This window comes from Streptomyces sp. NPDC059668 (assembly GCF_042734135.1).
Classification (GTDB): domain Bacteria; phylum Actinomycetota; class Actinomycetes; order Streptomycetales; family Streptomycetaceae; genus Streptomyces.
In genome coordinates, this window is the sequence record NZ_JBHWEL010000016.1 from 110,085 (window position 1) to 129,010 (window position 18,926).

The window sequence follows — 18,926 nt, forward strand, 5'->3', positions numbered from 1 at the left end:
TCGGCGTTCACGGGTCGGCCCAGGCGCACGGCACACAGTTCACGGAGCCGCTCCCCGATGGTCGGTCCCATCCCAGCGCGCCAGTCACGGCTCCGCCGGTCAGCCTACCGGGCACGCCGGATCACGGGCCACGCGACGCCGGAGGGCGCGCGCTCGCCGCCGGCGCCCCGGGCGCGCGACGATGGGAGGAAGGCCCTGGTGCCGCAGGAGACGGAGACCCCGTGACCCTCACCGAACGGCTGATCGCCGCTGCCGACGCGCACGGCGCGCCGACCTACCGTCCGCTGCCGGTCGTCGTGGCGACGGCGGACGGCGCCTGGATGACGGACGTCGAGGGCCGGCGCTATCTCGACCTGCTGGCCGGCTACTCGGCGCTGAACTTCGGACACGGTCACCAGCGGCTGATCGACGCGGCCAAGGCGCAGCTGGAGCGGGTGACACTGACGTCGCGGGCTTTCCACCACGACCGGTTCGGTGCCTTCTGCGCGGAGCTGGCGGAGCTGTGCGGCATGGAGATGGTGCTGCCGATGAACACGGGCGCGGAGGCGGTGGAGACGGCGGTGAAGACGGCCCGGAAGTGGGGGTACCGCGTCAAGGGGGTTCCCGACGGCAGGGCGAGGATCGTGGTGGCGGCCGACAACTTCCACGGGCGCACCACGACCGTCGTCGGTTTCTCCACGGACCCGGCGGCGCGGGCCGACTTCGGTCCGTTCACGCCGGGCTTCGACATCGTGCCGTACGGGGACGCGGACGCGCTGCGGGCGGCGCTCACCGACGAGACGGTCGCCGTGCTGCTGGAACCGGTCCAGGGCGAGGCGGGGGTGGTGGTGCCGCCCGCCGGCTATCTCGCCGAGGTACGGGCCCTGACCCGCGAGCGGAACGTGCTGTTCGTCGCGGACGAGATCCAGTCGGGACTGGGCCGGACCGGGAAGACCTTCGCGTGCGAGCACGAGGGTGTGGTGCCGGACGTGTACGTGCTGGGCAAGGCGCTCGGCGGCGGGGTCGTGCCGGTGTCGGCGGTGGTGTCGAGCGGTGAGGTGCTCGGTGTGTTCAGGCCCGGTGAGCACGGGTCCACGTTCGGCGGGAATCCGCTGGCCTGCGCGGTGGCCCTGGAGGTGATCGCGATGCTGCGGACGGGCGAGTACCAGCGGCGGGCGGCGCGGCTGGGAGCCCATCTGCACCGGGAGCTGGGTCTGCTGGCCCGCACCGGCCGGGTGACCGGGGTCCGCGGGCGCGGACTGTGGGCGGGCGTCGACATCGACCCGGCGTACGGGACGGGCCGTGAGGTCTCCGAACAGCTCATGGACCGGGGCGTCCTCGTCAAGGACACCCACGGGGCGACGATCCGGATCGCCCCGCCGCTGGTGATCACCAGGGAGGACCTGGACTGGGGGCTGGCGCAGCTGCGTGGTGTGCTGGGTCTCCGGGCGCTGTCCCGTGACGTCCCGTGACTGCGGGCGGGCGCATCCGCCGGGGACGGCACGGCAGCCGCTGGACGATCACGCCAGGGACGGCACGGCAGCCGCTAGACGATCACGTGGGGCAGGAAGCGGGCGTACTCGTCGGTGATCAGGCCTGTCGACTCGCGGATACCGAGTCCCGCCGGTTCGCCGTCCACCACCCAGGCGCCGAGCACGACGCGGTTGCCGTCGAAGGACGGCAGCGGGGCCAGTTCCTGGTAGCAGCAGGGTTCGTCCCGCAGGACCGGGTCCGCGCCGGGTTCGTGGACGGTGACGCCGGCGCCCTCGCGGCCGAGCAGGGGCTTGGCGACGTACCCCGTGGTCGCGGCCAGCTCCCGCGGGCCGTCGAGGTGGGCGGCCAGCAGGTTGGGGTGGCCCGGGTACAGCTCCCAGAGGATCGCCAGGAGCGCCTTGTTGCTGAGGAGCATCTTCCAGGCGGGCTCGATCCACATCGTCGAGCCGGTACCGCCGCCGTTGTCGAGGGTGTCCAGGACGTGGCCGGCGAAGCGGTCGGTGGTGAGCCATTCCCAGGGGTACAGCTTGAAGCAGCTGCGGATGAAGCGGAGCCGGTTGTCGACGAAGCGGCCGGACAGCGGGTCCCAGCCGATCTCCTCGACCGATGTCCAGTCGGTGTCGAGGCCCGCCTGCTCGGCGGTCTCCTTCAGATAGGCGACGGTCATCAGGTCCTCGCCGAGCTCGTCCTCCGCGGAGTGCGCGAAGTAGAGGGGGCTGCCCGGCGGGAGGAGCGGGGCCTGCTTCCGCCAGGCGGCGACGAGGCGTTCGTGCAGGGAGTTCCACTGGTCGGCGCCGGGGAAACGGTCCTCCATCCAGAACCACTGGGGGCTCGCGGCCTCGACGAGCGAGGTCGGGGTGTCGGCGTTGTACTCCAGCAGCTTGGCGGGGCCCGTACCGTCGTAGCGCAGGTCGAAGCGGCCGTAGACGGAGGGGAGTTCGGCGCGGCGGTGCCAGGCCTCGGTGACCGCGCGGGCGACCCTCGGGTCGGTGATGCCGAGATCGGCGAAGCGGTTCTCCTCGACGATGTGCCCGGCCGCCGCGAGGCACATGCGGTGCAGTTCCGCGACGGTGTCCTCCAGGGCCTCGACCTCGGGGAGCGAGAAGGCGTAGTACGCGCTCTCGTCCCAGTAGGGGCGCAGGGAGTCGTCCGGATAGCGGGTCAGCGGGTAGATGAGGCCCTGCCGCTCGACGGTCTGCTGCCAGTCGGGGCGGGGTTCGATGGGCAGGCGTTCCACGGCGGCATGTGTCCGATCGGGTGCTGGGCGGTACGGGGTCGGTGGCGTCGGGGCGGTCAGCCGCCGGAGCCGCCCTTGCCGCCCTTGCCACCGCCGATGCCGCCACGGTCCACTCCGTGGCCGTGGCCGCCGCCCGAGGAACCGGACCCCTTGCCCGGCTTGGTGAACGAGCCGCCGTCGACCCAACTGCTCTTCTTCTTGCCGCCGTAGTACCAGGTGGTGTGCGTCGTGCTCTTCGTGGACGTGCAGTTCTTGTCGGCGACGACCTTGTAGCCCTTGAGCGCCTGGTAGCTGTCGCGGTCGACACAGCGCTTGTCGGGGTCCGAGGAGCAGGCGGCGAGGGTCGCCGCGAGCAGTCCCATTCCGCCGAGCACCACCGTGCCGGAGCGCAGTCGCCGTCGTGTGTCCGCCATGTTCGGTCCCCCGTGGTCCAGATCGAGTTCGTCCGGCTCAGTGCCGGCGATCAGCGTAGAGAGCGGTCGCGGCCCGCACTCGGTGGCCCCCTTCGATTCGCCTTCCCCTACAGTCACTTCGTGCTCTTTGGAATGATGTGCGCGCTTGGCGCGGCGGTCTGTTTCGGTACGGCGACGGTGTTGCAGGCGGTCGCCGCACGGACGGCGGCCGGCGCCGGCGGCCCGGGCGGGGACGCGGCGCTGCTGCTGCGGGCACTGCGGCAGTGGCGGTATCTGGCGGGGCTGGCGCTGGACGGGCTCGGGTTCGTGTTCCAGATCGCGGCGCTGCGGTCGCTTCCCATCTACGCGGTGGGGGCCGCGCTGGCGTCGAGCCTCGCGGTGACCGCGGTGGTGGCGGCGCGGCTGCTGCGGGTGCGGCTCAGCGGGTCGGAGTGGGCCGCGGTGGGGGTGGTGTGCGCGGGGCTGGCGATGCTCGGGCTGGCGTCCGGGGCCGAGGGCGACCGGGCGGGTTCGATGACGCTGAAGTACGTGATGCTGGGGACCGCGGTGCTGGTCCTGCTGCTGGGCCTGGTGGGCGGGCGGCTGTCGGGGCGCGGGCGGGCGCTGGTGCTCGGGCTGGGCGCGGGGTTCGGGTTCGGGGTGGTCGAGGTGTCCGTGCGGCTGATCGACGACCTCGCGCCGGGAACGCTGGTGCGCAATCCGGCGGTGTACGCGCTGCTGGTCGGGGGAGGTGCCGCGTTCCTGCTGCTGACCACGGCACTTCAGCGCGGCTCGGTGACGACGGCGACCGCGGGCCTGGTGATCGGCGAGACCATCGGGCCGGCCCTGGTGGGGGTGGTCTGGCTGGGGGACCGTACGCGCGAGGGGCTGGAGTGGCTGGCCGTGCTCGGGTTCCTGGTGGCGGTGGCGGGGGCCCTGGCCCTGGCGCGGTTCGGGGAGGCACCGGTGGAGGAGTCCTGACGGTGTGAAGGGGAGCGGGCCGGCCGGCCCCCGCGCAGGGGCCGGGCGAGCGTCTTCTCCTGTCTGAAGCGGTGGCTGGCCGGCCACGACGTCACGCCACCGTCGATGACCACGACACCGACACCAGCCACCAGCCACCGGCACGGCTCGACACGGCACGGCACGACATGACACGACACGGCTCGGCTCGGCGGCGAGCCGCTCCGCTCCCCTACGGCGGTTCCGGGCTATCGGCCCGCGGGGGCCAAGGCCGCGCACAGCGCCTCGAGCGCTCCGGACCACGCGTGGTCCGGAGGTGTCCCGTACCCCACCACCAGCGCGTCCGTCCGCCCGGCCGTCGAGTCCGGATGGCGGTAGCGGTCCAGTCCGTGGACGGCGAGACCGTGCCAGGCCGCCGCCCGCAGCGCGGCCCGCTCGGTGTCCGGCGGGAGCCGCAGCACCACGTGCAGACCCGCCGCGATCCCGGTGGCCCGGACCCCGGGGGCCCGCGTCGCGAGCTGCGTCACCAGCGCGTCCCGGCGACGGCGGTAGCGCAGGCGGGCCGCGCGGACATGCCGGTCGTACGCGCCCGAGGTGAGGAACTCCGCCAGTGTCAGCTGGTCCAGCACCCCGCAGGACCAGTCCGCCCAGCCCTTCGCCTCGACCACCTCCGGCGCGATCGACGGCGGCAGCACCAGCCAGCCCAGCCGCAGGCCCGGGGCCAGGGACTTGCTGGCCGTGCCCAGGTAGACGACGTGGTCGGGGTCGAGGCCCTGGAGCGCGCCGACCGGCTGGCGGTCGTAGCGGAACTCCCCGTCGTAGTCGTCCTCCAGGATCAGCCCGCCGCAGCGCCGCGCCCAGTCCACCACCGCGGCCCGCCGTTCGGGGTGCAGCGGCATCCCCATCGGGAACTGGTGCGCGGGGGTCATCAGTACCGCCCGCGCCCCGGCGGGGCCACCGGCCGTCAACTCCTCCGTGCGCGTGCCCAGTTCGTCGAAGCCGAGCGGCAGCGTCCGCAGGCCGGCTCGTTCCAGCAGGTTCCAGTACGCGTCCAGCCCGTACGGCTCCACGGCCAGCGCCCGCGCTCCCCGCCCGCGCAGCACCTGGCCGAGCAGCATCAGCCCGTGCGCGAACCCGGAGCAGATCAGGATGCGTTCCGGGTCGGCGTGGACTCCGCGGGCCCGGGCCAGATAGCCGGCCAGGGCGGCGCGCAGTTCCACCCGGCCCCGCGGGTCGCCGTAGCCGAGGGCGTCGTTCGGAGCCGTCGCCAGAGCCCGGCGGGAGGCCTTCAGCCAGGCCGCGCGGGGGAAGAAGGACAGGTCCGGGGTGCCGGGGGCCAGGTCGTACACCGGCCGGGAGCGGGCGCGGCCCGGTTCCGGGGCGGCCGACGGCGCGGGCACCGGACGTTCGGCGACGCTCGTGCCCGAGCCCTGGCGTGCGGTGAGCCAGCCCTCCGCCACCAGGTCGGTGTACACGTCCGCGACCGTGTTGCGGGCGACGCCCAGGTCGGCGGCGAGGGAACGGGAGGAGGGCAGCCGGGTGCCGGGGGCCAGCCGGCCGCCGCGGACGGCCTCCCGCAGGGCGTCCGTCAACCCCTTGCGGACACCGGATCCGGTCGGCTCGACGTGCAGGTCGATCCCGAAAGTGGCCCAAGATTCCACCATGGAAATGGACCATACTCCTGGGCTGCCTGCTTCATAGGGTCGAGGCATGACGACGAACCAAGCCCCCACCGACACCGAAACCGCCACCACCGAGGAGTACGCCCCCGAGCACAGCCCCCGTCTGGCCTGGGCCAAGCTGGCCCCCGACGTCTACAAGGCCATGGTCCGGCTCGACACGGCGGCCCAGCAGGGGCTCGACCCGAAGCTGGGCGAGCTGGTGCGGATCCGCGCCTCACAGCTCAACCACTGCGCGTTCTGTCTCGACATGCACACCAAGGACGCGCTCGCGGCGGGCGAGAGCGTCGAACGGATCGTGCAGCTCAGCGCGTGGGACGAGTCCCGGCACTTCTACACCGAGAAGGAGCTCGCGGCGATCGAGCTGACGGAGGCGGTCACCGTACTGACCGACGGCTTCGTCCCGGACGAGGTCTACGCGCGCGCCGCCCGGCACTTCGAGGAGGCCGAGCTGGCACAGCTGATCGCCTCGATCACGGTGATCAACGCGTGGAACCGGTTCGGCGTGACCTGCCGGCTCGTGCCCGGCCACTACACGCCGGGCCAGTACAAGTAACAGCGCCGGCGCCGGCGAGCGTGTCGCCGGCGTGCTCCCCTCGCCGGGAGCGGGCGTTCCAGGCCCCCCGGCGTATCGGCCCCGGCCCGGCGGCTCCTCGCCCGCCGGGCGGGTGAGCGGGGAGCCGCCCCTGATCAGGTCCGGGCCGGGGGCGCGGTGACGCGCGGCACGGAGGCCGCGGGAGGTCGCCACGGCACGGGGAGGACCGGGATCACGACAGCCACGCCCGCCAGGTCGACGCGTGGTGGTCCACCCACTTCTTCGCCGCCTCCTGCGCCGACAGCTTGTCGTTGGCGATCATCAGGGAGACCTCGTTCTGGTCCTCGGTGGTCCACCTGAACTTCTTCAGGAAGGCGGCCGCCTTGCCGCCGTTCTTCGCGAAGTCCGTGTTGAGGTACTTCTGGAGCGGGGTGTGCGGATAGGCGCAGGCGACCTTCGCCGCGTCCGCGTCGCAGCCCTCCTTGTAGGCGGGCAGCTTCACCTCCGTCATCGGAACCTTCTCGAAGAGCCACTGGGGTGAGTACCAGTAGGTGAGGAAGGGCTTCTTCTCCTTCGCGAACTGCTTCATCTGGGTGATCTGCGCGGCCTCCGAACCGGCGAACACCACCTGGTAGTCCAGCTTCAGGTTGCCGACCAGCGCCTTGTCGTTGGTGACGTACGACGGTGAGCCGTCCAGCAGCTGGCCCTTGCCGCCGCTCTCCGCGGTGCGCAGCCGGCCGGCGTACTTGTTCAGGTTCTTCCAGTCGGTGACGTCCGGGTGCTGCCGGGCGAAGTATGTGGGCACGTACCAGCCGATGTGTCCGGTGACCCCCAGCCCGCCGCCCGGGACGATCGTCTTCTTGTCCTCGACGTACCGCTTCTCCTGGTCGGGGTGGCCCCAGTCCTCCAGGATGGCGTCGACCCGGCCCTGGCTGAGCGCGTCCCACGCGGGGACCTCGTCGACCTGCACGGTGTCGACGCGATAGCCGAGCTCGTGCTCCAGCAGGTACTGCGCGACCCCCACGTTGGCCTGCGCGCCCACCCAGGACTGCACGGACAGGGTCACCGTCCCGGCGCCCTGGGCGCCGGCGAAGGGCGAGGCCTGCTTGGTCATGTCGGCCGCGCCGCAGCCGGTCAGCAGCAGCAGCGCGGACACGCCGGCCGTCATCGACATCGTACGAAGTCGCATGTCACGCTCCCTTCTTCGTGGACCGCCGGGTCGGCTGGGTCACCCGGTCGAGCATCAGGCCGAGGCAGACGATCGCCGCTCCGGCCACCAGGCCGGTCGCCAGGTCGCCCTGCGCGAGGCCGAACACGACGTCGTAGCCGAGCGCGCCGCCGCCGACCAGACCGCCGATGATGACGACGGCGAGGACCAGCACGACCCCCTGGTTGACGGCAAGGAGCAGTGCGGGGCGGGCCAGCGGGAGCTGGACCTGGCGCAGCTGCTGGGCACCGGTGGCGCCGAGCGAGCGGGCCGCCTCCAGCGCGGCGGGGTCCACGGCGCGCAGACCCTGGGTGGTGATCCGGACGACGGCGGGCAGGGCGTAGACGACGGCCGCGGCGACGGCGGGCGCGCGCCCGACACCGAACAGCGCCACCACCGGGATGAGGTACACGAACTGCGGCATGGTCTGGAAGACGTCGAGAACGGGCCGCAGCAGCCGCTCGACCCGCTCGCTGCGCGCCGCCGCCACGCCGGTCGCGAAACCGAGGACGAGGGTCACGGCGACGGCCGCGAGCACCTGCGAGAGCGTGTCGAGGGAGGGCTTCCACACGCCCAGCACCCCGATCGCGGCCATCGCGAGGACCGCGGTGAGGGCGGTGCGCCAGGTGCCGATCAGCCAGGCGAGGGCGGCGACGATCAGCAGGACCGACCACCAGGGCAGCGCCTGGAGCCCGTCCCGGAGGGGGTCCAGGACCCAGGTGGTGAAGTGCCCGGCCCAGTCGGCGGTGCCGCCGAGGTAGGGGACCCCGGAGTAGAGGTGGTCGGTCATCCAGCCGACGACGCGGTTCACGGGCTCCGCGATGTGCAGGGTCCAGGTGCCGGGCCAGTCGAGCCGGCCGGCGAGACGTCCGGCGAGCGCCACGGCGACGGCCGCGGCGAGGGCGTACACCCAGAGCAGGGCGGTTCCCCCGGTGCGGGTGCCGAGCCGTTCGCCCGCGGCGCCGGTCACCCGGTCCAGGACGACGGCGAGCAGCACGATCGGGATGCCGGCGGCGAGTGCGGCGCCCACGTCGACGGAGGCGAGGGCCTGGTACACGCGGTCGCCGAGGCCGCCCGCGCCGATGACGGAGGCGATGACCGCCATCGACAGCGCCATCATGATCGTCTGGTTGAGGCCCAGCAGGAGTTCCTTGCGGGCCAGCGGGAGACGGGCGGTCAGCAGCCGCTGCCGGGCCGTGGCGCCGAGCGAGGTGACGGCCTCCATCACCCCGGTGTCGGCGTCGCGCAGGCCGAGCGCGGTGAGACGCGCCATGGGCGGCGCCGCGTACACGACGGTGGCGAGCACGGCGGCGGGGACGCCGATGCCGAAGACCAGGACGACGGGCAGCAGGTACGCGAACGCGGGGAGCACCTGCATGGTGTCGAGGACCGGGCGCAGCGCCCGGTAGGTGCGGTCGGAGAGTCCGGCGGCGAGGCCGAGCAGTGCGCCGAGGACGACGGACGCGAGGACGGCGACCACCATCAGCGCGAGCGTCTGGAGGGTGGGCACCCACATGCCGAGCAGCCCGCAGGCGAGGAAGGCGGCGGCCGTTCCCAGTGCGAGCCGGATCCCGGCGGCCCGCCAGGCGACGAGCCCCGCGGCCACCGTGACGCCGGCCCAGCCCGCGGCGAGCAGCACCAGGTAGACGGCGCGCACGCACAGGACGACGGCGTTGCTGACGTAGCCGAAGAAGTACAGGAACAGCGGGTGGCTGTCCCGGTTGTCGATGATCCAGTCGCTGGTTCTGCCGAGGGGGCCGGCGAGGTCGACGGTGAGCGCGTGCGGCCAGGTGCCGCTGGCCCAGCGCGAGTCGAGGACCGGGACGAGGACGGCCGCGGCGACGGCGAGCAGCAGGATCTTGGTCACGGCACGGTGCCGGGTGGCGCTCTTGAGCAGGGCGGAGACGCCGGTGTGTCCGACGGTCGCGGTGACTGCGGCCATCAGGCCACCTCCTCGCCGCGGGCCGCGGAGTCCGTCCCCGCCACCACCCCGAGCAGCGCGGCCGAGTCCACGACCCCGAGGCAGCGTCCCTTGTCCATGACGCGTGCCGGGGCGCCGGAGCGCGCCACCGCCTCGATGGCCTGCGACACGGTGGTCTCCGGTGCCACCGCCGGACCCTGGGCGGCCTCGTCGGCGGACGCGGCGCGCATCGCCGTACGGACCGTCATGACCTGTTCGCGCGGCACGTCCCGGACGAACTCGCGGACGTAGTCGTCGGCGGGCGAGCCGACGATCTCCTCGGGGGTGCCGAGCTGGACGATGCGTCCGTCGCGCATCAGGGCGATGCGGTCGCCCAGGCGCAGGGCCTCGTTCAGGTCGTGGGTGATGAAGACCATGGTGCGGCCCTCGTCGTGGTGGAGACGGACGACCTCTTCCTGCATGTCACGCCGGATGAGCGGGTCGAGCGCGCTGAACGGCTCGTCGAAGAGCAGCACCTCGGGGTCGACGGCGAGGGCGCGGGCGAGCCCGACGCGCTGCTGCTGACCACCGGAGAGCTGACCGGGCCTGCGGTGCTCCATGCCTTCGAGGCCGACCTTGGCGACGACGCCGGCGGCCCGCTCGCGGCGCTCCGCCTTGCCGACGCCCTGGATCTCCAGGCCGTAGGCGACGTTGTCGAGGACGGAGCGGTGCGGGAGCAGGCCGAAGTGCTGGAAGACCATCGCGGCGCGGTGGCGGCGCAGTTCGCGCAGCCGGGCCCGGTCCATGGCGCGTACGTCCTCGCCGTCGATGGCGATCGTGCCCGCGGTCGGCTCGATCAGCCGGGTCAGACACCGTACGAGGGTGGACTTGCCCGAACCGGACAGGCCCATGACGACGAAGACCTCGCCCTTGCGCACGTCGAAGCCGACGTCCCGGACGGCGGCGGTGCAGCCGGTGCGGGCGCGGAGTTCGGCGGGGGTGAGGGCGGCCAGTTCGGGGTCGGCCGGGACCCGCTCGGGCCTGGGTCCGAAGACCTTCCAGAGGCCGTCGACGGAGAAGACGGGGCTGCCTGCGCCGCTCGCGGCACCGGCGTCTCCGGCACCACCGGCACTACTGGCACTACTGGCACTACTGGCACTACTGGCACTACTGGCAGGACTGGTACTACTGGCAGGACTGCTGGCGCTGGTACTCATCACGCACCGCCCCCGATCAGCTCGGCGCATTTCTCCCCGACCATGAGCACCCCGATCATCGGGTTCACGGCGGGCATCGTCGGGAACACGGACGCGTCGGCGACGCGGAGGCCGTCGAGACCGCGCACCCTCAGTTCGGGGTCCACCACGGCGTCGGCGTCCGCCGTCGCTCCCATCCGGCAGGTGCCCGCCGGGTGGTACACGGTGTGCGCGACCTGGCGCGCGTACGCGCTCAGTTCCTCGTCGTCCGTGACGTCCGGGCCGGGGCACACCTCGCGCTTGAGCCAGCCCGCGAGCGGCTCGGTCGCGGCGATCTCGCGGGCGATGCGGATGCCGTCGACGAGGGTGCGGCCGTCGTAGTCGTCCTCGTCCGTGAAGTAGCGGAAGTCCAGGGCGGGTTTGACCGCCGGGTCGGCGCTCGTCAGGTAGAGCCGTCCGCGGCTGCGCGGCTTGGGGATGTTCGGGGTCATCGAGACGCCGTGCGCGGGGCGTTCGTAGCCGATCCGTTCCGGGTTGTCCGTGAACGGGATCTGGTAGAAGTGGAACATCAGGTCCGGGCCCGCCTGTTCGGGGTCGCGGCGCACGAAGAGGCCCGCGTCGGAGTCCATCGCGGAGTTCTCCGGGATGGGGCCGTCCGTCTCCCACACGATCACCGACTCGGGGTGGTCGAGCAGGTTCTCGCCGACGCCGGGCAGGTCGTGCGCGACGGGTATGCCGAGCGCCTCCAGATCGGCGGCCGGTCCGATGCCGGAGTGCAGCAGCAGCCGGGGCGAGTCCACGGCGCCCGCGCACAGCACGACCTCGCGCTTCGCCCGTACGAGGATCTCCTCGCCGTCCTTGGTGCGGACGTGCACGCCCGTCGCGCGCGTCCCCGCCAGCTCCAGCCGGTGCGCCCAGGTCTCCAGCATCAGCGTGAGGTTGGGCCGCTCGTCCATCACCGGGTGCAGATAGGCGACCGACGCGCTGGACCGCTTGTTGTTCTCGGGGTGGTAGGCGAGGTCGAAGAAGCCGGCGCCCTCGGTGAACGGCTGCTTGTTGAAGCCCTCGACGCGGGGGACGCCCAGCGCGGACCGGGCGGCGTCGACGAAGTCGCGGGCGATGGCGTTGCGGTCCTTCTCGTCGACCGGGACGATGTTGTTGAGGAGCCGCGCGAAGTACGCCTCCATCGGCACCGCGCCCCAGCCCTCGGCGCCCGCCGCCTCCCACTCGTCCCAGTCGGAGGGCAGCGGCTTGAACGCGATGAGCGTGTTGTGCGAGGAGCAGCCGCCGAGTACCCGGGCCCGGCTGTGCCGGATGTGCGAGTTGCCGCGGGGCTGCTCGGTGGTCGGGTAGTCGTAGTCGAGCTCGCCGCCGAGCAGGCCCATCCAGCGGCGCAGGGTGAGGACGTCCTCGCGGCCGACGTCGCTGGGGCCGCCCTCGATGACGGCGACGGTGACGTCGGGGTTCTCGGTGAGCCGGGAGGCGATCACGGAGCCGGCCGTCCCGCCTCCGATGACGACGTAGTCGTACGTGTTCTCGTGCATGTGGTCGTGCTCCAAGGTGCTGTGTGCGGTGGGGGGTTGCGTCACTGGCGTCAGCCCGCGAACCAGCGGACCGGCTTGGGCGCGAGGTTCTGGTAGACGTGCTTCGTCTCGCGGTACTCGGCGAGGCCCGCCGGGCCCAGCTCGCGCCCCACACCGCTCTTGCCGAAGCCGCCCCACTCCGCCTGCGGGAGGTAGGGGTGGAAGTCGTTGATCCAGACGGTGCCGTGCCGCAGCCGTCCGGCCACCCGGCGGGCGCGGCCCGCGTCGGTGGTCCAGACGGCGCCCGCGAGCCCGTACTCGGTGTCGTTGGCGAGCGCGACGGCCTCCTCCTCGGTGCGGAAGGTCTCCACCGTCAGGACGGGTCCGAAGACCTCCTCGCGGACCACCTTCATCCCGCGGTGGCACTGGTCGAGGACGGTCGGCTCGTAGAAGTAGCCGGTGGCGGGCCTGCTGTCGGACGGCTCGGGGCGCCGGCCGCCGGCCCGCAGCACCGCGCCCTCCGCCAGCGCGGAGGCGACGTACGCCTCGGTCTTCTCCCGCTGCTGCTCGGACACGAGCGGGCCGCACTCGACCCCCTCCTCGGTGCCTCGGCCGAGCCTGATCCGACCGGCCCGGCGCGCGAGTTCGGCGACGAAGCGCTCGCGCACGGACTCCTCGACGATCAGACGGGAGCCCGCCGAGCAGACCTGGCCGCTGTGGATGAAGGCGGCGTTGAGCGCCTGGTCGACCGCGGTGTCGAAGTCCTCGTCCGTCGCGCAGGCGTCCGCGAAGACGACGTTGGGGTTCTTGCCGCCGAGTTCGAGGGCGACCTTCTTGACGGTGTCCGCGGCGGACCTGGCCACCTTCGTCCCGCTGACCAGGCCACCGGTGAAGGAGACCAGGTCGACGTCGGGGTGTTCGGCCAGGCGGGCGCCGACGGTGTGTCCGGGGCCGGTGACGAGGTTGGCGACCCCGGCCGGCAGACCGGCCTCGACGAGCAGCCGCAGCAGCGCGACGGTCGTCAGCGGGGTGATCTCACTCGGCTTGACCACCAACGTGTTCCCCGCGGCCAGGGCCGGCGCCACCTTCCAACTCGCCTGAAGCAGCGGGTAGTTCCAGGGCGTGATCAGTGCGCAGACGCCCACCGGCTCGTGCACGACGACACTGTGGACGTCCTCGGACCCGGCGTCGACCACCCGGCCGCCGCCCTCCCCCACGACGAGATCGGCGAAGTACCGGAAGGCGTCCGCGACGCAGTCGATGTCGACGCGCCCCTCCTCGACCGTCTTGCCCGCGTCCCGGCTCTCCAGCAGCCCGAGCTCCTCACGGTCACGGACCAGGAGGTCGGCGACGCGGCGCAGCAGCGCGGCCCGCTCGGCGACGGGGGTGTGCGGCCACGGGCCCTCGTCGAAGGCGCCGCGCGCGGCCGCCACGGCCGCGTCGGTGTCCCGCTCGTCACCCTCCGCGACCACGGCGAACGGCTTGGCATCCGCGGGGTCGAGGATCTCGCGGGTCGCGCGGGACGCGGCGGCGCGCCACTCCCCGCCCACATGGAGAGTCTGTTCTGCCTGCTGAGCCTGGTGTCCGGCCATGGTCGGTGCTGCCTTCCGTTCCTGATCCGTGCCCCTGTGTCACACGCGTGTCACTCTCGGGGACCGGGAGCGCATGCCCCCCGCCCCGGAATGCATGCACGATCGGTGACCGGAAGTGCGCGGGGTCACTGAAAAAACGGAAGAAAAACGACCAGAAGCGACACCGTGGGAGACGCTCGGCTCAGGTGGGGCCGGGGTCGGAGCCGGGGACGCCGGGATCCGGCACGTGAGGGCGCGGGCGTGGGTACGGACGCGGGGTGCGGGCGCAGGCGCGGGTACGGACGCAGGTGCGGGCACAGGCGCGAGTGGGGGGGCGCAGGTGCGTTCGGGGAAGCGGCTCCGGGCGTTCCCGGAGCCGCTCCGGCACGGTGGCCGATGCCTCGGTTCAGCAGGCGCCGGCCAGGCAGAAGGACGTCACCGCCGCTTCCTGGATCTGCCGCTGCGCGGGCCACACGTCGGCCGGTCCCGAGGTGAGGACGACGTACAGCTCACCGTCGCCGGCCGGGACGACCCGGTCCAGGGTGCGCACGTCGACGCCCCACTTCCGGCTGGGGTGGGAGTAGTCGAGCTCGGCGGCCTCGCCCCTGGCGTCGGGCACGGTCCGGAGACTGTTGCGGTGGTATCCCGGCAGCTGTTTCCTGAGGTCCTTCTCGGCGGCCGTGAGCGTGCCGCGCGGAGTGGGGTTGTCCTCGCTGACCCGGAAGACCTGGAGGTAGCGGGGGCCTCCGCCGGATTCCCGGAAGAAGTAGATCGTGACGCCGTTCTTGCCGCTCTGCGTCTCCGGCTGCCAGCCGTCCGGTACGGCCAGGTCGAACTCGCCGTTGGAGACCCGGTGGTATCCGTCCGGCGGAGCGCTCGCCGAGGGGGACGCGGAGGTGGCGTCCAGGGTCGGTGTGGGCGTGGGGCTGGATACGGCCGCGGAGCCCTGGGCGCTCGGGTCGGTGGGCGCGGTGGACACCTTGGTGCGGGCGTCGTCCTTGTGCGTGCCGCCGCTGTCCCTGCTCCACACGTACCAGCCGCCGAACCCCGCCGCCCCGCCGAGCAGCAGGGCAGCGGTGAGTACCGCGACCACGCGCCGTACCGACGGCCGCGAGGCGGGACCCGGAGCGGGAAACGGACCTGGAGTCGGGTAGCCCGGATAGGTCGGGTGGTAACCGCCCGGGTCGGGGCCCGGGAAGAGGACGGGGGCCGGGTACGGGCTCCGCTGCTCGGAACCCGGGCCGGGGCCGGTGGTGGAACCGGTGCCGGAAGCGGCGACGGAGCCGGAGTCCGAGGCGGCACCGGCACCGGAACCGGAGTCCGAGGCGGAACCGGAGTCGTCGGCCGGACCCGGGGCAGGAGCCGGACCGGGCTCGGGGCCCGGCTCGGGGCTCGGCGCGGGGCCGGGTGCGGGCGCGGGGCCGGGTGGGTGGACCGGCTCGAACTCCGGGCGCGGCGGAGGCGGCGGGGTGTAGCGGCCCCGCGGCACACCGCCCGTCTCCCAGCTCTGCGTCTCGGCGTTCCAGTGGACCTCGTCCTTGCCGGCCACGGTCAGTTCCCCAGCAGCGCGGCGACGGACTCGGCCACCGCGCCCGCCGAGGCCAGCAGCCCGGTCAGCGCGCCGGCGTCGGTGAGGGCCTGCCGGAGCCGGGTGAGCCGGCTCTGTCCCGCCCGGCCCGACTCCTCGATCTCGGCCTGCGCCACGGCGAGTTCGGTGTCCAGCCCGGCTGTCTGGCTGCTGGCGACCAACCGCCCCAGGTCGGCGCGGAGTTCACGCACCTGGCGCAGCAGCTCCTCGTGCGCCGGGTCGCGCCGCGGCCCTTCGGCGCCCGGCTGGTTGACGACGTTGTTCCCGTCCCCGATCGCGAAGGCGCCGCTGACTCCGCTGATGTTGATGGATCCTCTTCCGGCGGCCTGCTCGTCAGCCATTCCCATCCCCTCCCGCCCCGTTCGGTGTGCTCGGCGTACTCGGTGTACTCGGTGTGTTCGGCGCGCCCGGCGAACCGGACGTACTCGGCGCGCCCGGCGTACTCGGCGCGCTCGGCGCCCTGTTGGTGACGACGTTGTTGTCGCCGAGGGCGAACGCCCCCTGCGCGTTCTCGATCAGGGTGCTGCCGCCGCTCACGTTGACGACCTTCTGGGCGAACTCGTCGGTCCGGTAGCCCGAGTCCTTCAGCACCTGGCGCACGCCCTGCGCCACCCGGTCCTGGATCGACTTGAGATAACGCTTGACGTCCATGTCCTGGAAGAGCGAGACGGTGTCCCCCGAGCCCAGCTCGCGCACCGACCGCGCGGGCCCGTCCGGCATCGCCGCGCCGTAGCCCGCGGTGAGGATCCGCCAGGTCAGGGCCACTCCCCGGACCATCGTCGCGACCGCGAGCGGCACCGAGCGAGGCGTGCGCGCGAGCGCCCACACTGCCTTGCCCACAGGACTGTTGTGACGGTGCTGGTGGGCGACGCGGTCCGCGTTCTCGAAGTCGGGGCGGACCGGCAGCAGGACGTGCGGGGCGATCTCCAGCATCAGCATGCCGCCCTGGGTGTGCACACGGACGAAGACGGTGGTGACCACCTCCTCCTCCCACCCGCCGACCCGTGCCCGCAGGAAGTGCCGGCGGGTCTCGCCGCCCTCCTCGACCGACTCGGTGCGGTGCACGAGGAACGCGTCCTGGTGGTACGGCGCGAGGTCCCTGCGGGGCAGCCCCGCCACCGGCAGGAACACGCACTCGTCGATCTCCAGGCGGCGCAGCCGGTCCCGGACCGCGCCCCCGGCGTGCGGCGAGGGCAGCCTCAACCGTGCCAGCAGTTCGTGGATCCGGTCGAGGATCACCCGGTTGTTGATGGGCAGCGGCGGCTCCCGGCGCTCCGGGTCCGGCCGCAGTTCCACCGCGAGACTCCAGGTGTCGTACGCCTGCCCCGCACCGCAGAAGGGGTGCGCCGCGTGGTACATCACCATGGGCGAGTGCTGCTCGACACGGATGCGGTGCCGCAGCCGCTGGAAGCGGCTTCCCTCGGCGAGTTCGGCCGGGTCCGCGGCCATGTCGCCGAAACGCGCGGGGTGCAGCTCGTGCGCCAGCGCCCGTGCGAACTGACCGCGCTGGAGGGCGACGCACAGCGCCACCAGCACCAGGACGAGCAGCGCGGACCAGGCGTTGACCGGCTGGATGCGCACGCCGTTCTTGAAAAGGGCCGCCACCAGGGCGTCCGGGAGGAAGAAGCTGAAGAAGTCGAGGAGTTCCTCCTGGTCCACCGAGCCGGTGGCCGCGCGCACCGTCGTGACCGCCGCGTAGATCAGGAAGAGCCGGCCGCCCCAGCGCACCCACCACGCGGGGATTCTCCGGTACCACGCGGGACGCTCCTGGGAGCCCCGGATCCAGGCGGCGGCGGCCAGCATCAGACAGGGGAACAGGATGACGGCCAGCAGGTAGTTCGAGAGCGGGAAGCCCACCGCCCACAGGCCCAGGACCGCCGCCGCCCAGCCGAGTTCGAGCCGGCGTGCGCGCAGGGCGTGGGCCAGGACGCGCGCCGCGTCATACCCGAGCGAGGGGGCGGCGAGACGCTCCTCGTGGACGTACAGCTCCTCGATCACCGCGTCGCGGTAGCCGGCGTCCAGGTGGGCGCCCGCGCAGAGCAGCCGGGTCGCCTCGCTCGCTCCCGGCGGCACACCCGGCTCACCGGCCGCACCGGTGGCACCGGGCCGTGGTGGCTGTGGCTGCTGAGGTAACTGGAATGTCTGCGTCAACGCTGCTCCCCCGAGGCGTGAACTGCCCTGTCTCGCACACGCGTTGGTGTGTCCGGCGTCACAGCATAGGGGGCGCGTGACGCGCCCGCCGCATTTATCGCAGAGCGACGGCGCAGGCCCCGCCCGGGAATCCCGGACGGGGCCTGCGTGGGGTACCGCGAGGTGCGGCGGGGTGCGAGGGCTCAGATGAGGCCGAGACCGCGGACCGCGTCGCGCTCCTCCTCGAGCTCCTTGACGGAGGCGTCGATACGGGCGCGGGAGAACTCGTTGATGTCCAGGCCCTGGACGATCTCGTACTGCCCGTCCTTCGTGGTGACGGGGAAGGAGGAGATGATCCCCTCCGGGACGCCGTACGAGCCGTCCGACGGGATGCCCATGGAGGTCCAGTCGCCGTCCGCGGTGCCGTTGACCCAGGTGTGGACGTGGTCGATGGCGGCGTTGGCGGCGGAGGCGGCGGAGGAAGCGCCACGGGCCTCGATGATCGCGGCGCCGCGCTTGGCGACGGTCGGGATGAAGTCCTCGGCGAGCCACTTCTCGTCGCCCACGACCTCGGCGGCGTTCTTGCCGGCGACCGTGGCGTGGAAGATGTCCGGGTACTGGGTGGCGGAGTGGTTGCCCCAGATGGTGAGGCGCTTGATGTCCGCGACCGTCGTGCCGGTCTTCTTCGCGAGCTGGGTCAGCGCGCGGTTGTGGTCGAGGCGGGTCATCGCGGTGAAGCGCTCGGCCGGTACGTCCGGGGCGGCGGCCTGCGCGATGAGGGCGTTGGTGTTGGCCGGGTTGCCCACGACGAGGACCTTGACGTCGTCCGCGGCGTGGTCGTTGATGGCCTTGCCCTGCGGCTTGAAGATGCCGCCGTTGGCCGACAGCAGGTCGCCGCGCTCCATGCCCTTGGTACGCGGGCGGGCGCCGACGAGCAGGGCGACGTTCGTGCCGTCGAAGGCCACGTTGGGGTCGTCCGTGATGTCGATCCCCGCGAGGAGCGGGAAGGCGCAGTCGTCGAGCTCCATGGCGGTGCCCTCGGCGGCCTTCAGCGCCGGCGTGATCTCCAGGAGGCGCAGCCTGACCGGCACGTCCGCGCCGAGCAGCTGGCCGGAGGCGATGCGGAAGAGCAGGGCGTAACCGATCTGGCCGGCCGCGCCGGTGACGGTGACGTTCACGGGAGTGCGGGTCATGGCGTTCTCCGTATGACAGCTGGCGGTGGGGCGTCCCTGCCCCGGGGTGCAGGATCGTCCCCTGCGTCCACCGCAATGATCGATCAAAGGTGCCGATGATCGATCTCTCGGCGTCAAGAGAGATCCGCCGTCAGGCTATCGCGCATCCGATACCCCCGACGGCCGGGTCCCGTGTGGCCCACCCCACAGAGGCCCAAGAGGCCCCGAACGGGGGGGGGGGGGGGGGCCGGGGGCGGGCGGGGCGCCGGCGGGGGGGGGGGGGGGCGGGGGCCGGCGGCGCGGCGCGGCCGCTGCCGCCCGCGAGCGCGGGGGCGCTCGACAAGTCCCACCCCTCGGGGCCCG

15 protein-coding genes and 1 riboswitch are annotated in these 18,926 nt (G+C 72.9%); of the genes, 3 read left to right on the forward strand and 12 right to left on the reverse strand.

Going from position 1 to position 18,926, the window contains the following annotated elements:
• Window positions 1–10: 10 nt before the first annotated feature.
• Window positions 11–98: riboswitch (ZMP/ZTP riboswitch) on the reverse strand.
• Window positions 99–221: 123 nt separating this feature from the next.
• Window positions 222–1,451 carry an ornithine--oxo-acid transaminase gene (gene rocD, locus ACFV2J_RS15040; RefSeq protein ID WP_385081954.1) on the forward strand — a complete coding sequence of 410 codons (1,230 nt, stop codon included), beginning with the start codon at window positions 222–224 and terminating at the stop codon, window positions 1,449–1,451.
• Between the two features lie 74 nt (window positions 1,452–1,525).
• Here the strand turns inward: rocD and ACFV2J_RS15045 are convergent, their stop codons facing one another.
• Both ACFV2J_RS15045 and ACFV2J_RS15050 read right to left on the reverse strand, forming a co-directional pair.
• Complete coding sequence (locus ACFV2J_RS15045; RefSeq protein WP_385081955.1) at window positions 1,526–2,710, reverse strand: glutathionylspermidine synthase family protein; 1,185 nt, start codon at window positions 2,708–2,710, stop codon at window positions 1,526–1,528.
• A 56-nt stretch (window positions 2,711–2,766) separates the two neighbouring features.
• Window positions 2,767–3,123 carry a hypothetical protein gene (locus ACFV2J_RS15050; RefSeq protein WP_385081956.1) on the reverse strand — a complete coding sequence of 119 codons (357 nt, stop codon included), beginning with the start codon at window positions 3,121–3,123 and terminating at the stop codon, window positions 2,767–2,769.
• Between the two features lie 132 nt (window positions 3,124–3,255).
• Between ACFV2J_RS15050 and ACFV2J_RS15055 the strand changes: the two genes are divergently transcribed.
• Window positions 3,256–4,083, forward strand: a complete 828-nt coding sequence (locus ACFV2J_RS15055; protein WP_385081973.1) for a hypothetical protein — start codon at window positions 3,256–3,258, stop codon at window positions 4,081–4,083.
• Window positions 4,084–4,310: 227 nt separating this feature from the next.
• On the opposite strand, the gene ACFV2J_RS15060 is transcribed toward ACFV2J_RS15055, so the two are convergent.
• Window positions 4,311–5,726 (reverse strand): PLP-dependent aminotransferase family protein, encoded by a 1,416-nt coding sequence (locus ACFV2J_RS15060; RefSeq protein ID WP_385081957.1) that lies wholly within the window; start codon window positions 5,724–5,726, stop codon window positions 4,311–4,313.
• A 46-nt stretch (window positions 5,727–5,772) separates the two neighbouring features.
• On the opposite strand from ACFV2J_RS15060, the gene ACFV2J_RS15065 reads away from it, so the two are divergent.
• Window positions 5,773–6,297 carry a carboxymuconolactone decarboxylase family protein gene (locus ACFV2J_RS15065; protein ID WP_385081958.1) on the forward strand — a complete coding sequence of 175 codons (525 nt, stop codon included), beginning with the start codon at window positions 5,773–5,775 and terminating at the stop codon, window positions 6,295–6,297.
• Between the two features lie 211 nt (window positions 6,298–6,508).
• Here ACFV2J_RS15065 and ACFV2J_RS15070 read toward each other — a convergent pair whose 3' ends face one another.
• The 9 genes from ACFV2J_RS15070 to ACFV2J_RS15110 form a co-directional block, all read right to left on the reverse strand.
• Entirely contained in the window at window positions 6,509–7,465 is a 957-nt protein-coding gene (locus ACFV2J_RS15070; protein WP_385081959.1) for an ABC transporter substrate-binding protein, read from the reverse strand.
• A 1-nt stretch (window position 7,466) separates the two neighbouring features.
• Complete coding sequence (locus tag ACFV2J_RS15075; RefSeq protein WP_385081961.1) at window positions 7,467–9,425, reverse strand: ABC transporter permease; 1,959 nt, start codon at window positions 9,423–9,425, stop codon at window positions 7,467–7,469.
• A complete protein-coding gene (locus tag ACFV2J_RS15080; RefSeq protein WP_385081962.1) occupies window positions 9,425–10,600 on the reverse strand; it encodes a glycine betaine/L-proline ABC transporter ATP-binding protein in 1,176 nt (391 codons plus the stop codon). The genes ACFV2J_RS15075 and ACFV2J_RS15080 overlap by 1 nt, the downstream gene beginning before the upstream one ends.
• Window positions 10,600–12,123, reverse strand: a complete 1,524-nt coding sequence (locus tag ACFV2J_RS15085; RefSeq protein WP_385081963.1) for a GMC family oxidoreductase — start codon at window positions 12,121–12,123, stop codon at window positions 10,600–10,602. The genes ACFV2J_RS15080 and ACFV2J_RS15085 overlap by 1 nt, the downstream gene beginning before the upstream one ends.
• Before the next feature lie 50 nt (window positions 12,124–12,173).
• Window positions 12,174–13,694 (reverse strand): aldehyde dehydrogenase family protein, encoded by a 1,521-nt coding sequence (locus ACFV2J_RS15090; protein ID WP_385081965.1) that lies wholly within the window; start codon window positions 13,692–13,694, stop codon window positions 12,174–12,176.
• 385 nt (window positions 13,695–14,079) lie between these two features.
• Window positions 14,080–15,222, reverse strand: coding sequence for a hypothetical protein (locus ACFV2J_RS15095; protein ID WP_385438928.1), 1,143 nt, complete (start codon window positions 15,220–15,222; stop codon window positions 14,080–14,082).
• 2 nt (window positions 15,223–15,224) lie between these two features.
• Complete coding sequence (locus tag ACFV2J_RS15100; protein ID WP_385097091.1) at window positions 15,225–15,602, reverse strand: hypothetical protein; 378 nt, start codon at window positions 15,600–15,602, stop codon at window positions 15,225–15,227.
• Window positions 15,595–17,412 (reverse strand): hypothetical protein, encoded by a 1,818-nt coding sequence (locus ACFV2J_RS15105; protein ID WP_385438931.1) that lies wholly within the window; start codon window positions 17,410–17,412, stop codon window positions 15,595–15,597. Before ACFV2J_RS15105 ends, ACFV2J_RS15100 begins: the two co-directional genes overlap by 8 nt.
• Window positions 17,413–17,594: 182 nt before the next feature.
• On the reverse strand, window positions 17,595–18,584 hold the full coding sequence (locus ACFV2J_RS15110; RefSeq protein WP_385097085.1) for a malate dehydrogenase: 990 nt from the start codon (window positions 18,582–18,584) through the stop codon (window positions 17,595–17,597).
• Between the last annotated feature and the right edge of the window lie 342 nt (window positions 18,585–18,926).

What these genes read in the sequence shown, in the direction of transcription:
- ACFV2J_RS15090 (WP_385081965.1), bottom strand. Translation starts at nt 13,694, where the DNA reads ATGGCCGGACACCAGGCTCAGCAGGCAGAACAGACTCTCCATGTGGGC.
- ACFV2J_RS15055 (WP_385081973.1), top strand. Translation starts at nt 3,256, where the DNA reads ATGATGTGCGCGCTTGGCGCGGCGGTCTGTTTCGGTACGGCGACGGTG.
- ACFV2J_RS15070 (WP_385081959.1), bottom strand. Translation starts at nt 7,465, where the DNA reads ATGCGACTTCGTACGATGTCGATGACGGCCGGCGTGTCCGCGCTGCTG.
- ACFV2J_RS15085 (WP_385081963.1), bottom strand. Translation starts at nt 12,123, where the DNA reads ATGCACGAGAACACGTACGACTACGTCGTCATCGGAGGCGGGACGGCC.
- ACFV2J_RS15060 (WP_385081957.1), bottom strand. Translation starts at nt 5,726, where the DNA reads ATGGTGGAATCTTGGGCCACTTTCGGGATCGACCTGCACGTCGAGCCG.
- ACFV2J_RS15050 (WP_385081956.1), bottom strand. Translation starts at nt 3,123, where the DNA reads ATGGCGGACACACGACGGCGACTGCGCTCCGGCACGGTGGTGCTCGGC.
- ACFV2J_RS15110 (WP_385097085.1), bottom strand. Translation starts at nt 18,584, where the DNA reads ATGACCCGCACTCCCGTGAACGTCACCGTCACCGGCGCGGCCGGCCAG.
- ACFV2J_RS15075 (WP_385081961.1), bottom strand. Translation starts at nt 9,425, where the DNA reads ATGGCCGCAGTCACCGCGACCGTCGGACACACCGGCGTCTCCGCCCTG.
- ACFV2J_RS15065 (WP_385081958.1), top strand. Translation starts at nt 5,773, where the DNA reads ATGACGACGAACCAAGCCCCCACCGACACCGAAACCGCCACCACCGAG.
- ACFV2J_RS15100 (WP_385097091.1), bottom strand. Translation starts at nt 15,602, where the DNA reads ATGGCTGACGAGCAGGCCGCCGGAAGAGGATCCATCAACATCAGCGGA.
- ACFV2J_RS15080 (WP_385081962.1), bottom strand. Translation starts at nt 10,600, where the DNA reads ATGAGTACCAGCGCCAGCAGTCCTGCCAGTAGTACCAGTCCTGCCAGT.